Below are 13741 nucleotides of genomic sequence, written 5' to 3' on the forward strand. Positions count from 1 at the left end.
GTGTGCGAAATTTGACAGCACATTCTCAGCCGACCAACCCGGTATGCGCTGAGCTGTGCCAAGCGGGAACCACGCGCTTGGCACCCGCACCCGTAAGGAGATCCACGTGGCGTCCTCGCCCGCTAAAGACATCATTCAAAGCATCGGAGGAGCCGGTAACGTCGTCGCGCTCACTCACTGTGCGACCCGGCTGCGCTTCACGCTCAAGGACGCATCGGTCATCGACCAGGGAACCGTGGAAGCCATTCCCGCGGTCCTGGGCGCTGTCCCGCAGTCCGGCGACCGCTTCCAGGTCGTCATCGGCGGAGCCGTCGAGACCGTCTACAACGAAATCCTGGCTCTGCCGGAGATGAAGAAGATCGGCACCGGCGAAAGCGCCGACGACATCAAGGCCGCCGAGCGGGCCAAGGGCCCCCGCGGCAAGTTCGCCGGGCTCGACACCTTCTTCGAGGTGCTGTCCGACTCCTTCCGCCCGATCCTGGGCGCACTGCTGGGCGCCTCGCTCTTCATCACCTTCATGGCGCTGATGGCCACCCTCGGCGTCATCCCCGCCTGGAACGCCCCGGGCGTCGAGCTCGAACCCGGCTGGGCCTTCATCAACCTGATGTGGCAGGGCGTGTTCGTCTTCCTGCCGCTCATGGTCGCGTACAACGCCTCCAAGCGCCTCGGCGCCGACCCGTGGGTGGGCTTCGGCATCATGGCCGTCGTCATGCTGCCGGGCTTCTCCGCCCTGGCCGCCTCCGACAACGCCCAGACCGTCTTCGACGGCAAGGCCGCGATCGTGTCGATCTTCGGCCTGCCGCTGACGGTCACCGACTACAGCTCGCAGGTCTTCCCGCCGCTGTTGATGGCGGCAGTTCTGGGTCTCCTCACCAAGGGCCTGAAGAAGGTCATCCCGGCCAGCGTGCAGCTGATCTTCGTGCCGTTCCTCTCCATGCTCGTCATGATCCCCGTCACGGCCTTCCTCATCGGCCCGATCGGCGTCTTCGGCGGAGCGGCCATCGGCGAGTTCCTCAAGTCCATCAACGACTTCTCTCCGCTCATCTTCGCGATCGTCATCCCGCTGGCCTACCCGTTCATGGTTCCGCTGGGCCTGCACTGGCCGCTGAACGCCGTCATGCTGCTGAACATCCAGTCCCTCGGCTATGACTTCATCCAGGGCCCGATGGGCGCCTGGAACTTCGCCTGCTTCGGTGCCACCGCCGGCGTTCTCTTCCTCGCCATTCGCGCCAAGAACAGCCAGATGAAGCAGACCGCAACCGGTGCACTTGCCGCCGGCCTGCTCGGTGGTATCTCCGAACCGTCGCTGTACGGCATCCACCTGCGGTTCAAGCGCATCTACCCGCGCATGCTCGTCGGTTGCCTCGTCGGTGGTGTCATCATCGGCCTCGGCGGTGGCGTCACGACCAACGCGTTCGTGTTCACCTCGCTGCTGACCATCCCCGCGTTCAACAACATCCCGTTGTACGCGATCGCCGTTGCCGCGTCGTTCTTCACCGCGATGATCCTCGTGATCCTCTCCGGCTACCTCTCGCCCGAGCAGAAGGCCGAAGCGGCCGCTCAGCTCGCCGAGGACACCGCCATGGAAGAAGCCAAGCACGCTCCCGTCGCGGCTCCCGTTGCCGCTGCCACCAGCACGGATGCCGCTACGGCACCCGCCGCCGGCGGCACGGCCACCATGGTCGCCACCGTTCTGGCCACGATCGGTTCGCCGGTCGCCGGAATCGTCGTGCCGCTCGTCGATGTGCCTGACCCCGTGTTCAGCAAGGGCATCGTCGGACTCGGCGTCGGCGTGGACCCCACCGAAGACACCGTCTACGCTCCCGCTGCCGGCAAGGTCCTGGTCGCTCAGCCGACCGGCCACGCCTTCGGTCTGATGCTCGACGGTGGCATCGAGATGCTCATTCACGTGGGTATCGACACCGTGAACCTGGCCGGCAAGGGCTTTGACGTCAAGGTCAAGGCCGGCGACAGGGTCGAGGCGGGTACCCCGCTGGTGACCTTCGACCGCGCGATCATCGAGGAAGCCGGCTACTCGCTGGTCACCCCGGTGCTCGTGACGAACCCGAAGAAGTTCGGCTCCATCGACCAGGCCGCAACCGGCCACGTGTCTGTCGGAGACGCACTGCTCACGGTCACCGCCAAGTAACACGCCACCGCACCACCCCGCACGCCAGAAGGTGGGCAGAGACATTCTCTGCCCACCTTTTGTGTTGCCCGCCATGCCTCGTGGAATACCCGGGCGGCGGCTACCGTTGTTACGAGTTCGTCCCCGACAGCTTCAGCAAGGAGAGCCCTATGAGCACCATTGACGTGACCGAGACCACCTTCGGCGAGACCCTGTCCGCCAACGACATTGTTCTGGTGGACTTCTGGGCCGACTGGTGCGGCCCGTGCAAGCAGTTCGCGCCCACCTATGCGGCGTCGTCCGAGCAGCACCAGGACGTGGTGTTCGCCAAGGTCGACACCGAGGCCGAGCAGCAGCTCTCCGCGGCCGCCGGCATCCAGTCCATCCCCACGCTGATGGCCTTCCGTGAGGGCGTGCTCGTGTTCTCCCAGCCCGGAGCCCTGCCGCCCGCGGCCCTCGAGCAGGTCGTCACCGCGGTCAAGGCGCTGGACATGACCGATGTGCACCGCCAGGTGGCGGAGCAGAAGGCAGCGCAGGCCGCGGCACAGGCGTGACCTACAGGCCCGACTGGTAGGCGGCGCGAGCGGCCGGATCACCGCCCAGACCGATGCGGTCCGTTCCGATCCGGTCGTCCAGCCAGTCCTGCACCGGTGTGGGCAGCAGGCGGGACACCCGAAGAACCGGGCCGAGCACCCTCGGCACGGTTACGGCGAACGGTCCGCGGTCGATCGCCCGCACAACCGCCCGGCTCACCTGCTCCGGGCTGACCGCCGGTGACAACCGCGGCGGGGTGATGCCCGCGCCCATCGGGGTGGTCACCAGGTTGGGCAGAATGACCCGCACCCGCACCCCCGTGCCGCGCAGCTCCCGGCGCAGGGCGTCGCTGAAGCCGATCACGGCGGCCTTCGCCCCGGAGTACACGGCAAGGCCGGCCAGCGGCTTCAGCCCGGTGGCGCTGCCCAGGTTGATCAGGGTGCCGGCATTGCGGGCCAGAAACCGGGGCAGGATGGCCGCGGTCACCTCCACGAGGGCGGCGTAGTCGACGTCGATCACGGCGCGCGCCAGGGAGACCTCCTGGCCGGCGAACGCGCCGGTGGGCATGATGCCGGCGTTGTTCACCCACACGGCGATCGGACCGATGCTGCTCTCCACGACCTCGATGGTCTCGGCCACGAGGGCACGATCGGTGATGTCCAGGCGCACAGCGGTCACCGCCCCGCCGAGTTCGCCAGCGGTGCGCCGGGTGGCCTCCAGGTCGAGGTCGCCGATCACCACCTGGTAGCCGCGGGCAAGCAGGTCGGCGGCAACCTGGCGGCCGATCCCCCCGGCCGCGCCCGTGATGACCGCGATCGGGCCTGCGGTCATGACCGGGTCACATCCATGCCGAAGATGATTGCCGCGTTGTGCACGGCGATGTTCAGCACCGGCCGCCGCCCGCTCAGGTAGCCCAGCGGGCCGTTTGCGGCGAAATGCCAGGCCGCGCGGAGGCCCGCGATCCGGCCGACGACCCGGTTGTGCGAGAGCGTCACCCTGCCGTCGAGGTTCTGCAGAATCGGCAGCGCGAGCTGACGCATCCCGGGCAGCAGGGGCAGCCCGCGGCGCGCGCGGAGGGCTGCGACAGCGGCACCGTCGACCGACATGGTCATGCTCGTGACCCCCCTGCGGTCACGCTGGCGAAAGACAGCGAGGTGTTTGGGGATGCCCCAGAGCTCGCGGCCGCCGCGCACGGAGGTGGGGCTGTCGACCCAGATCTGTGGGATCGTCACCCGCAGGCCACCGCGCCCGAGGCTCGGCACCGCCACCAGCAACTCGTCGTAGTCGAGTACCCCGCCGGGCAGGTAGCGCACCGAGGCGACCCCCACGACGACCTTGGAGCCCAGCCGCAGCGCACGCCGTCCATTCGGCAACTCGAAGCCGGCGGGCAGGCTGGCTGCCGGCACCAGGAACACCGACACGTTCAGCGACCCGCCGAGATACCAGGGCTCGGGCGGATACTCGGTGCTGTCGGTCACGGGGCCTCCCTCAGACGATGACGAGCTTGCACCGCGGACACCGGTGGCAGGACTCGAGGCCCTCCGCGGTGTCCACACCATCCGGGGCCATCTCGGTGCCGCAGGCCGGACACGGCGGGCCCGGCTCGTCGAGGTCAACCATAGAACGGTGAGTCGCCCGGCCAGAGGGCGCCGCCCATGACGGTTTGCGCGGTGATCAGGTCTTCGGGGTGCTCGCTGCCCACGACCCACCGGTCACCGACGAGGAAGAGACCGGGTTCGATGCTGTCGGTGTTCAACTGGAGCAGAGCGTCGACGTCCGCCTGAGTGGCGAAAATGCTGATGTTGTTCTCGCTGTCTCGGCACCCGCCGGACTGGGTCGACCCGGTCATCAGGTTCTCGGTCACGCTCCACTCGCAGGGCAGCCCCGCGGCCACGTAGGCCTGATGCAGGTCCTCCAGGACCGGCGCGTCCGGCGTCGCGGTGGGTGTCGCCGTTGCCGTGGGTGTCGCCGTTGCCGTGGGCGTCGCGGTTGCCGTGGGCGTCGGCGTCGCGGATGCCGACGCGGCGGGCGTGTTGCCGGCCGCGGGTGAGCATCCGCTGAGCAGCAGCGCTGCCACGCCGGTCAGCAGAGCTGCGTGCAGTGTTCGCGTCAGGTATCTCGTCATGTGTTTCTCCCCCAGGGACAATCTAGGGCCGAGTGGAGTCAGTCGCGAGCGTCCGCGAGCTGCTCGACCAGCACGAGCGCGCGCAGGGCGGGCTGCTCCGGCCAGGTTCCGGCCAGCAGTTCGTGGCTGGTTGAGCCGTCGGCCCGGTGTGCCAGCACGTCGTCGTCGCCGAGCACCCGCGCCACGACCAGCCGCAGTGAACCGGCAGCCACGGTGGTCACGCCAGCCTCGTGACGGATGGTGATGTCGGCCACCGCGGGCGCGGTCACCGCCGGGCCGCCTGGCGCGCCGCTGCCGGCCACGACCGCGGTGGGTTCGCGCACGACCATCTGGCCGTCTAGCTCGATGGTCAACTCGGCCTGGTGCCCGCCGGTGAGTGCGGCCGTCGCGACGGCGGCGAGGTAGACCGGGTCGCCGGTGGCGTCATAGACCCAACGCTTGCCGAGCACGGTGTGCTGCATGGTGGTGATCAGTGCGGCCTCAGCGCCGGCGAGCGGGCCATCCCGGTAGGTGACGGGCACCTGCAGCAGGGGGCCGTCGCCCGCCCGCACGAGAATCGTCTCGATACCGACCTCGCCGTCGGGGTCGTCGAAGCGGTAGGCAGCGACGTTCGTGACGCTCACTCCTGCCTCGCCGGCGAACCACGGCTGGGTGGGCACCCAGGTGGTGAGCAGTTCGATCTTCGTCGGAGTGATGTCTGCTTTGTGAAGGAGGGCCATGCCACCGATCCTAGAGCTGGGCCAATGCCACGGTCTCCGAATGGGCAATTCGGAGGCGAGATGGACTCCGCTCCGGGGGCTTGAATTGCATCAACTTGAAGGGCGCTACGGACATATCGATCAAGCCGCGTCCCCAACCGACACTGATCTCGAGGACTGTTCCTCTATCGCTTCAAGCCGCCTCACAGTCGCTTCCCATTCGTCAATCATCACTGGTGGAACGTTGACCATTCCGCCACGGCCATGTAGAACATCGGACGTCTTTGCGTAGGCGTGCCGCGCGAGCCCCAGCAGACCGTAGAGCTCCTCTAACGGCGTGGTTTCCTGGCGGGTGACGAGGATAAAGGCGAGCCGGTTTGAAATTTGGTTCTGTTTCCCAGCCTTTCCTGGTCTACAAGCGTCATCGAAGGCGTTGACTGCAACGCTTTCCAGGCGTTGTCTAATGTCCAGTACGCGAACTCGACTCACAGTGCTGACAGAAAGGCCGCTCATTTGATCGAGTCTTTCTCCATACGGGCGCTCAGGCTTTGGCATGCAGAACGTGCGGCATCGATCTCCACCCGGGAGACCACCGTGACGGGGACATTTCCATGGACGGCCTTATTCCAATCCAGGAGATAGTCCTTGCAGGCTTGGCGAGCTCGCGTCACGGGATTGCTCTGCCCGGCGGCGGCAACCCAAAGTTGCTCAGCGACTGCCAGACGGTCGCTGGTCTTGTCCACTTCGTCCAGCTGGATGACATCTGCTTCAGTGTCGCGCGAATTGGTGACCGCATTAAGAACGACAAATGAGCGGAGCGCGTTGTCGACGCTCTGGCGGCAGAGTCCCCTCACCGTGTCAGTGGTAGTCAAGCCATCGACAACGGTATTTGTACTCATCTGTAGCACCACGGCAGCATCCTTCAGCAGCTGCTCCCAGAAATGACTGCTGTCCTCAACAGTCACAGTGCCGCCGCCGATCGACCGACTGACAAGTCGCGCATCACATTGAATCGGCCGCGCCATAACGTGCTCTCGAAGCCGCTCGTCGTGTGTCAACACAATCACCCGTCGGGATTGCGCCATGACCGCGAGAGCTTCGGCTAAACGATCGATCCGCAACTCATCGAATGCGTGCACGGGATCGTCCAATACAAGGAAATTGAACGGTCCAGCGTCGACGGAGGCGAGGAGTGGAGCAAGGAGCACGGCATTTCGCTGCCCTGCACTGAGCATGCCAAGCTCGAGAACGTTGCCGGCAGAATCCACCAAATTGAGGCTGGCCTTTTGCGACTGCACCGTGAGTCCGTCGATACGCATACCAACGTCGCCCAACAGAGATTGCACGCGAGCACTGGCCTTGCTCGCCAAAGCCGCTGTACGCTCCTTCCTCAGCTGCCCCCGAAGCTCCTCGACTCGCTTGGCAGTGGCTGCCCACAACAACGCGCTTGAGCCCGAATCTTGTTCTGTCCGCCAGACTCGAACGAAGTCGTTCACGGCGCGGGTCCGCTCCAGCGCCAACTGCTTCAAGCGGTCGGTTTGCGCGACGGCCTCGTCAATCATGCTCAATCCTGAGGTCGAGAGAATCCAGTCACATAGGATCTTCGCCGAGGCTAGGACTGAATAATGCGCGCTAATCCCCTGCGATCTCGTGCTCACCTCGAAGCTAGACAGCGCAGCCTGGCCTTCCTTTCGAGTCGCGTGGTATTTGTTGGTCGGTAGATCGAATAGTCGGACGGCGAGCGACGGGCGCAGATACTCCTGTACGGAATCCATCAACAGCCCGCACGCAGTCTGAACTTCGCCTCGCAGCACGCTATGGCTCTTGAGCTCTGCGACTGTGGCCTGCAATGATGCGAGCCACGCAGCGTCATGTGAACCGCAGACCGGGCACTGCGGCTCATCCAAGTGAAGACGGACGGCGTCCGCTTCCAACGAAGCCAGAGACTGCGCAAGTCCCTGATGAGTGGTCTCGCTCGCGTCCTGAAGCATGGCAATCGCCTTTGATAACCTGTCCGCGACATGCGAGAGACTAGAACGCGCCTCTGGGGGAATGGACTCGGCTCGCGCACCACTCTCGTCGAGACAGTTTTTCGCAAGCCACTCGTCGATGTTTTCATTTATCGACGGTGAAGTAGCTGATCGTACAGCTGGTGCATCCGCTTCGGTCCACTGCGCTTCGACGAGCACAACGTCTTTCATCGCGGAGTCTCTAGCGGCTTTCCACTGAGCAAGCGAATACGACGACACCCGATTGCGATCCTCGATGGTCTCCTTGAGCGCGGTGAAACAGCCACCCAGCGCAAGCAGCTGCTCAAAATAGTCTCTTAGGTGCTTATTCAGTTGCACGCGGCGCTCCAATGACGCGTACGCAAACACCGGCTGATGACTGGCTATCGCGGCCCGCCAAGATGGGTCAAGCACAATCGGTATCCAGCCTGCGCCCTCATCTAGCTCCGCTGAGTGGGCTTCCGCTTGTCCAGCAGAACTTATAGAGCATTGAAGACGGAGCCTCCGGCCACCGGATGCGAGAGTGAGCGAGACTTTGGAACTGGTCGCATTTCGAGAAAGGGGTATGGGTTCCCAAAGCGCAGCATTGCCTGCCGTGCCACCTGCTGCCACTGGAAGAAGGCCGCTCAGAGCAAAGTCAATTGCATCGCTGATGCTCGACTTGCCCGCGCCGTTCGGACCGTGGAGTACAGTAATCCCCGGCCGCGGGTCAAACTCAAGATCGAGCTGTCCGGTGATTCCGCGAAAATTGGCGATTGTCACTTGCACTAGTGACCATTTCTGCCCTGTCACTAGCTCGAGTTCCGCGGAAGCAGGAAGAGCCGACAACTCATTGACGACCTCCAGCAGCTGAGTCCAGCTAGCCCCGTCCGTTCTCGCAGCCTCTTGCTTGGCAAGAATTGCCTTACGAAGGTCGTCGAAAGTACACATCGCCAACTCGTTCACCGGCGAGCTATTCAAGCCTGTTATTGCTACTGTCATTTGTCGTCTTCGATTCTGGCGAGCACTCTCATGCCGCACCCCCACCGCCGATGAATTTCGGCCGGCCCCACTTAGCAACAGTGTCAGCGCGGGGTCCGAATCACTTGCCCCAGTTAGGGGAGCACATGGACGGCTGAGAGTCGTTCTTGGCCTACTTAGCAGTCAAGAGGGCAGATTGCACGATGATGACGCCCTCGCCCCATTGCTGGTCGAAGAAGCGTTGGATCGATCCGTCGTCGTAGATGACCGAGACCCAGAGGTAGCCGTTCTGAGTCCAATCGGACAGGATCGGCGCCTCGGACCAGTCCGAGAATGTGGTCGGGCTGTACTCGGCGGCGTGCAGCTCATCCTGAAGGCGCAGCAGGGTGCTCTCCTCACTCGGGCCAGGGGTGGCCTCGTCGAGCCGGGGATCCACCTGCGCGAGCGGGTCGTAGAGCGACAGCGGGACGGGCGGTTGGGTCACCGTGAACGCGGCGGCGTCCCAGGTTCCGGTGATGGCGTAGCTGCCCCAGGTGACGCCGGATGCCGTCTCGGACTGGTCTACCGTCGCCCAGTCCCAGCCGAGGATGGGCGGTCCGCCGCACTGCGGCGGGTATGACTCTGCGACTCCGCCCAGGCAGAGCTGGGGCTGCTCGCCGTCTTTTTGCAGCACCGTGGCCTGCGCGAGGACCTCACCGGCGGCGGCGGGGCGGGGAAACGAGCCCGGGTTGGCCGCAGAGCCGGCTCCCGGCGCATAACTGCCGGCACATCCGCCCAGGGCGAGCAGGCCGACGGAGACGCCGGCGAGCACAAGGAGCCCCGAGATTCTCATGACCGAAGTGTGGCAGGCGGGCGCCACCGGCGGCAATCATTTATTGTCTAGGAATGACTTTCAACGACGACGCCAAGTACTCCGGCAAGGGCGTGCGCAAATCCGGCCGCCGCACCGGCCTCGCCGTGGGCGGTGGAGGCCTGGGCCTCGTTGCCATCGTGCTGCTCTCCCAGCTGCTCGGGGTCGACCTATCCGGCCTGCTCGGCGGCGGCACGAGCGGCGGCGGCAGCCAGAGCGAAACCACCGCGCTCACCGGTTGCGAAACAGGCGTAGAGGCCAACGCTGATGTGGAGTGCCGGGTGGGCCTCACTCGCGACTCGCTCGAGGACTACTGGGCCGAGCAGGCGCCGGCCCTGGGCATCTCCTACGTCTCCCCCAACATCCACCTGTTCGTCGACGGGGTCGACACCGGTTGCGGATCGGCCACGAGCGCCGTGGGGCCGTTCTACTGCCCGGCCGACCAGCAGATCTACCTGGACACCGCGTTCTACGACACGCTGCGCACCCAGTTCGACGCCACCGCAGGGCCGCTCTCGCAGCTCTACGTGGTGGGTCACGAGTGGGGCCACCACATCCAGAACCTGGCGGGCACGTTCGGCACCGCCGACACCTCGCAGACCGGCCCCACCTCCGACGCCGTGCGCGTCGAGGTGCAGGCGGACTGCTACGCCGGCGCGTGGCTCGCCTCAGCGACCGAGACCACGGATGCCGACGGCACGCGCCTGCTCGAACCGATCACCGACGCCCAGATCGCGGACGCGCTCAACGCGGCGTCCGCCATCGGCGACGACCGCATCCAGGAGAAGACCCAGGGCCAGGTGAGCCCGGAGACCTGGACGCACGGGTCGAGCGAGCAGCGGCAGAAGTGGTTCCAGACCGGGTACACGAACGGGGCCGGGGCCTGCGACACGTTCGCCGCCGCCGACGCCGAGCTGTAGGTCGGGCCGCTACTTCGGCTCGGTGAGGTCGACGACCCTGCCCTTGGCATCGGCCTTGACGACCTCGATGCCCTTCAGCGCGGCCGCCTTGGTCTGGTAGCTCTCCGAGGTCATCAGGACCTCGCCGTTGTGGGCCTTGAGCTTGAAGACGTACCCACCGGATCGGTCTGCAGTCAATTCATACTTGCCGGACATGACACGCTCTCTTCGTCGAGATGGAACTCCGCCGGCTACGAGGCCGGTGCCGCAACCTTACCGCGCCGGGCCGGGGTCCCCGGGCGCCAGGCCCACCGCGGGCAGCAGCACACCGTCGATGAGCGAGATGAGAAAGTCCCGGTCCACGGGCTTTCGCTCGATCAACGTGCGGAAGGCCGCCATGGAAGGAGTGACCAGGCAGAGCGTTTCGATGTCGCAGGCCGGCGAGATCTCACCGCGGTCGACGGCGCGTTGAATGAGGAACCGGTTCGCCTCTGCACGCGGCTTGACGAGGGCCGCGTTGGCGGCCTCGGCGAGCTCCGGCGCGGCCGAGAGCATCGACATCAGCCCGGCCATGATCTGCATCTTCTTCTCGCCCTCCTCGATGGAGCGCGGCTTGATCATCGCCACGAGGTCGCCTCGCAGCGTGCCGGTGTCCGGCAGCCGGGACTGCTCCAGGTCGCCCTGCTTCATGCAGGCGACGGCGTCGATCACGAGCTCGTTCTTCGAGGGCCAGCGACGGTACAGCGTGGCCTTGCCGGCCTTGGCCCTGGCGGCGACCATGTCGATGGTCATGCCGTCGAAGCCGGTCTCGGCGAGCACCTCGAGCGCGGCGGCCAGGATCTCCGGGTCGCGGGTGAGGTCACGCTTGCGGCCCAGCTTGGTTTCCACGGCAGGTTCGACCGCGCTGGGTTCGAGCTGCGTCATTGCGTCGATCTCCATTTCTGCGTTGCGGATCAATTCTGTGTGCCCCCACATGTTACCGGGGCGTAAATTCAGGAACCGTTAAGATCCGGAACTCCAGAGTATCGTATATAGTCGCGTTTATGTCTAAACCGATCCCCGTGCCACACTCCCGCCGGTGGTGGACCCTCAGCGTGGTCGCCCTCGCCCAGCTCATGGTCGTGCTCGACTCCACGGTCGTGAACATCGCCCTCCCCTCCGCCCAGGCCGACCTCGGCTTCTCCAACGGCGACCGCCAGTGGATCGTGACCGCGTACTCCCTCGCCTTCGCCAGCCTCCTGCTCCTCGGCGGCCGGCTCTCCGACCTGATCGGCCGCAAGCGCACCTTCATCATCGGCCTGATCGGCTTCGCCATCGCCTCCGCCCTCGGCGGCGCGGCCGGCACGTTCGGCTGGCTCGTCGCCGCCCGGGCCCTGCAGGGCGCGTTCGGTGCCCTGCTGGCCCCCACCGCCCTGGCCGTGCTCACCACCACGTTCACGATCCCCAAGGAGCGGGCCCGTGCCTTCGGCGTCTTCGGTGCGATCGCCGGTGCCGGCGGCGCCGTGGGCCTGTTGCTCGGCGGCTTCCTCACCGAGTACTTCGACTGGCGCTGGAACCTCTACATCAACGTCGTCATCGCCATCGTCGCGGTCATCGGCGCCACCATCTTCGTCGACACCCTCAAGCGCACCGGCCCGCGGCCCAAGCTCGACATCCCCGGCACGCTCCTGGTCTCCGCAGCCCTGTTCGGTCTGGTCTACGGCTTCTCCAACGCCGAGACGGATGGCTGGGACTCGCCGCTGACCTGGGGCATGCTCGCGGGCGCCGTGGTGCTGCTCGTGGCGTTTGTGCTCTGGCAGCGCCGGGCGGCGCATCCGCTGCTGCCGCTGGCGATCGTGCTCGACCGCAACCGCGGCGCCGCCTACATCTCGGTGATGATCGCCGGAGCGGGCATGTTCGGCATCTTCCTGTTCGTCACCTACTACCTGCAGGCTTCGCTCGGCTTCACGCCGATGCAGACCGGCTTCTCATTCCTGCCGATGATCGCGATGCTGGTGCTCGCGGCGCAGCTCTCCACCAACATCTTCGTGCCGCGGTTCGGCCCGAAGATCATGGTTCCCTTCGGCATGACGCTCGGCGCGATCGGCATGGTGCTGCTCACCAACCTCAACCTCGACAGCAGCTACGCCGCCAATGTGCTGCCGCCGCTGATGATCCTCGGCTTCGCCATGGGCTCGATCATGCCAGCGTCGATGCAGACCGCCACCTTGGGCGTGGACCGGCAATTCGCCGGGGTGGCGTCGGCCATGGTGAACACCAGCCAGCAGGTCGGCGGCTCGATCGGCACGGCCCTGCTGAACACCCTGGCCGCCACCGCGGCCGCCGACTACGTGGCCGCGCACCTGCCCGCCACCGCCGAGGTAGCCGCGCAGGCCGCGGTCACCAGTTACGCCACCGCCTACTGGTGGGGCGCCGGGTTCTTCGCCGTCGGCGCCGTCATCGCCGCGTTGCTGTTCCGCCGGATGGGCCACGGGCTGTCGCTGGCGAACGCGCACCTCGCCGCCGACGCCGAGCCGGTGGTTGCCCACTAGCCCTGAGCCCGCCGGTCGAGGTCGAGGGGCGGCACGGAGGCCGGTTCGATGGCGGCGTCGGTCTTCTCGGAGCGCACGAAAGCGATGCCGATGAGAATGAGCAGGCCACCGAGAAGTTGCGGAACGGTGAGCTGCTCACCGAGCAGCAGCCAGGCGTAGAAGGTGGCCGCCACCACTTCGAGCAGGCCCACGAACGAGGCCAGCCGGGAGCCGAGCATCTCGCTGGCGGCGATGCTGGTGGAGTAGGCGATGGCGGTGGCGACGATGCCGATCAGCAGCAGCGGCAGCCCCCAGGGCAGCTCGGTGCCGAACATCGCCACGTCGGCGGTGGAGGTTTCGAAGGGCACCAGGCCGCTCAGCCCGACCAGGCCGAGCGCCAGCCCGCCGAGCAGCAGGCCGAACCCGGCCAGCGCCACGGCCGGGAGTCCGTCGCCGGGCTGCGCCGCGACCAGATAGTAGATCGCGCAGCCCACCATGGCCGTCAGGGCCAACGCGTAACCGAAGAGGTCGAAGCCGGCGGAGCCGCCCGGTGACACGACGAGCACCAGTCCGCCCAGGGCCACTACCGAGCCGATCAGCACCACGACCTTGGGGCTTCTCCTGGTGCGCGCCCAGGCCAGGCCGACGAGCAGCAGCGGCGCCATGTATTCGATGAGCACCGCTGTGCCCACCGGGATGCGCTCGATCGCCGCGAAGTAGGCCAGCTGGGTGCCGGCCACGCCGATCAGCGCCATCGCGAGCACCCGCCAGCGGGCCCGCCAGAGCGCGGCCCACCGGCCGCGGAGCGACATGACGGCCACCGGGGCCAGCGCCACGCCGCCGATCAGCACCCGCACCGTCACGGCAGCGGCGGGGCTCCAGCCGCTTTCGAGCACGGGCTTGGCGAGCGCTCCGGACAGACCGAATGTGGCCGCGGCGATGACCGCGATGACCAGGCCGAGCGAGGTGGATGAGCGGGTCATGAGACTCCAGGCGGACGGGCTGTTCGGCGGGCTTGTGGGTGATCT

Annotated in this window: 14 protein-coding genes; 4 read left to right on the forward strand and 10 right to left on the reverse strand. The window is 66.4% G+C overall.

Going from position 1 to position 13741, the window contains the following annotated elements; translation table 11 throughout:
• The first annotated feature begins 106 nt into the window (after window positions 1-106).
• Both ACEN2M_RS15670 and trxA read left to right on the forward strand, forming a co-directional pair.
• On the forward strand, window positions 107-2149 hold the full coding sequence (locus tag ACEN2M_RS15670) for a glucose PTS transporter subunit IIA (protein WP_441649076.1): 2043 nt from the start codon (window positions 107-109) through the stop codon (window positions 2147-2149).
• A 149-nt stretch (window positions 2150-2298) separates the two neighbouring features.
• Complete coding sequence (gene trxA, locus ACEN2M_RS15675; RefSeq protein WP_441649077.1) at window positions 2299-2682, forward strand: thioredoxin; 384 nt, start codon at window positions 2299-2301, stop codon at window positions 2680-2682.
• Between the two features lies 1 nt (window position 2683).
• Here trxA and ACEN2M_RS15680 read toward each other — a convergent pair whose 3' ends face one another.
• From ACEN2M_RS15680 to ACEN2M_RS15710, 7 genes are all read right to left on the reverse strand, one after another.
• Window positions 2684-3493: an SDR family NAD(P)-dependent oxidoreductase gene (locus ACEN2M_RS15680; RefSeq protein WP_441649078.1), complete on the reverse strand. Its 810-nt coding sequence runs from the start codon at window positions 3491-3493 to the stop codon at window positions 2684-2686.
• Complete coding sequence (locus ACEN2M_RS15685; RefSeq protein ID WP_441649079.1) at window positions 3490-4140, reverse strand: acetoacetate decarboxylase family protein; 651 nt, start codon at window positions 4138-4140, stop codon at window positions 3490-3492. Before ACEN2M_RS15685 ends, ACEN2M_RS15680 begins: the two co-directional genes overlap by 4 nt.
• 134 nt (window positions 4141-4274) lie before the next feature.
• On the reverse strand, window positions 4275-4787 hold the full coding sequence (locus tag ACEN2M_RS15690) for a hypothetical protein (RefSeq protein WP_441649080.1): 513 nt from the start codon (window positions 4785-4787) through the stop codon (window positions 4275-4277).
• A 38-nt stretch (window positions 4788-4825) separates the two neighbouring features.
• On the reverse strand, window positions 4826-5506 hold the full coding sequence (locus ACEN2M_RS15695; protein WP_441649081.1) for a CG0192-related protein: 681 nt from the start codon (window positions 5504-5506) through the stop codon (window positions 4826-4828).
• 120 nt (window positions 5507-5626) lie between these two features.
• Entirely contained in the window at window positions 5627-5998 is a 372-nt protein-coding gene (locus tag ACEN2M_RS15700) for a hypothetical protein (protein ID WP_441649082.1), read from the reverse strand.
• Window positions 5995-8475, reverse strand: a complete 2481-nt coding sequence (locus ACEN2M_RS15705; RefSeq protein ID WP_441649083.1) for an AAA family ATPase — start codon at window positions 8473-8475, stop codon at window positions 5995-5997. Before ACEN2M_RS15705 ends, ACEN2M_RS15700 begins: the two co-directional genes overlap by 4 nt.
• 151 nt (window positions 8476-8626) lie before the next feature.
• Window positions 8627-9286 (reverse strand): hypothetical protein, encoded by a 660-nt coding sequence (locus ACEN2M_RS15710; RefSeq protein WP_441649084.1) that lies wholly within the window; start codon window positions 9284-9286, stop codon window positions 8627-8629.
• A gap of 53 nt (window positions 9287-9339) precedes the next feature.
• On the opposite strand from ACEN2M_RS15710, the gene ypfJ reads away from it, so the two are divergent.
• Window positions 9340-10224, forward strand: coding sequence for a KPN_02809 family neutral zinc metallopeptidase (gene ypfJ, locus ACEN2M_RS15715; RefSeq protein ID WP_441649085.1), 885 nt, complete (start codon window positions 9340-9342; stop codon window positions 10222-10224).
• A gap of 9 nt (window positions 10225-10233) precedes the next feature.
• Here ypfJ and ACEN2M_RS15720 read toward each other — a convergent pair whose 3' ends face one another.
• Together ACEN2M_RS15720 and ACEN2M_RS15725 are read right to left on the reverse strand one after the other, a co-directional pair.
• Entirely contained in the window at window positions 10234-10419 is a 186-nt protein-coding gene (locus ACEN2M_RS15720; protein ID WP_441649086.1) for a YegP family protein, read from the reverse strand.
• Window positions 10420-10476: 57 nt separating this feature from the next.
• Complete coding sequence (locus ACEN2M_RS15725) at window positions 10477-11127, reverse strand: TetR/AcrR family transcriptional regulator (protein ID WP_441649087.1); 651 nt, start codon at window positions 11125-11127, stop codon at window positions 10477-10479.
• Window positions 11128-11246: 119 nt separating this feature from the next.
• Here ACEN2M_RS15725 and ACEN2M_RS15730 point away from each other — a divergent pair, with 119 nt between their 5' ends.
• Window positions 11247-12734, forward strand: coding sequence for an MFS transporter (locus tag ACEN2M_RS15730; protein ID WP_441649088.1), 1488 nt, complete (start codon window positions 11247-11249; stop codon window positions 12732-12734).
• Here the strand turns inward: ACEN2M_RS15730 and ACEN2M_RS15735 are convergent.
• The gene (locus ACEN2M_RS15735) at window positions 12731-13696 is read right to left on the reverse strand and encodes an EamA family transporter (protein ID WP_441649089.1); all 966 of its coding nucleotides are present in this window, start codon (window positions 13694-13696) and stop codon (window positions 12731-12733) included. The genes ACEN2M_RS15730 and ACEN2M_RS15735 overlap by 4 nt on opposite strands.
• Window positions 13697-13741 lie beyond the last annotated feature (45 nt).

This window comes from Cryobacterium sp. W22_MBD10_FK3, from assembly GCF_052113745.1.
Taxonomy (GTDB): Bacteria; Actinomycetota; Actinomycetes; order Actinomycetales; family Microbacteriaceae; genus Cryobacterium.

What these genes read in the sequence shown, in the direction of transcription:
- trxA (WP_441649077.1), top strand. Translation starts at nt 2,299, where the DNA reads ATGAGCACCATTGACGTGACCGAGACCACCTTCGGCGAGACCCTGTCC.
- ACEN2M_RS15680 (WP_441649078.1), bottom strand. Translation starts at nt 3,493, where the DNA reads ATGACCGCAGGCCCGATCGCGGTCATCACGGGCGCGGCCGGGGGGATC.
- ACEN2M_RS15690 (WP_441649080.1), bottom strand. Translation starts at nt 4,787, where the DNA reads ATGACGAGATACCTGACGCGAACACTGCACGCAGCTCTGCTGACCGGC.
- ACEN2M_RS15695 (WP_441649081.1), bottom strand. Translation starts at nt 5,506, where the DNA reads ATGGCCCTCCTTCACAAAGCAGACATCACTCCGACGAAGATCGAACTG.
- ACEN2M_RS15700 (WP_441649082.1), bottom strand. Translation starts at nt 5,998, where the DNA reads ATGAGCGGCCTTTCTGTCAGCACTGTGAGTCGAGTTCGCGTACTGGAC.
- ACEN2M_RS15705 (WP_441649083.1), bottom strand. Translation starts at nt 8,475, where the DNA reads ATGACAGTAGCAATAACAGGCTTGAATAGCTCGCCGGTGAACGAGTTG.
- ACEN2M_RS15710 (WP_441649084.1), bottom strand. Translation starts at nt 9,286, where the DNA reads ATGAGAATCTCGGGGCTCCTTGTGCTCGCCGGCGTCTCCGTCGGCCTG.
- ypfJ (WP_441649085.1), top strand. Translation starts at nt 9,340, where the DNA reads ATGACTTTCAACGACGACGCCAAGTACTCCGGCAAGGGCGTGCGCAAA.
- ACEN2M_RS15720 (WP_441649086.1), bottom strand. Translation starts at nt 10,419, where the DNA reads ATGTCCGGCAAGTATGAATTGACTGCAGACCGATCCGGTGGGTACGTC.
- ACEN2M_RS15725 (WP_441649087.1), bottom strand. Translation starts at nt 11,127, where the DNA reads ATGACGCAGCTCGAACCCAGCGCGGTCGAACCTGCCGTGGAAACCAAG.
- ACEN2M_RS15730 (WP_441649088.1), top strand. Translation starts at nt 11,247, where the DNA reads ATGTCTAAACCGATCCCCGTGCCACACTCCCGCCGGTGGTGGACCCTC.
- ACEN2M_RS15735 (WP_441649089.1), bottom strand. Translation starts at nt 13,696, where the DNA reads ATGACCCGCTCATCCACCTCGCTCGGCCTGGTCATCGCGGTCATCGCC.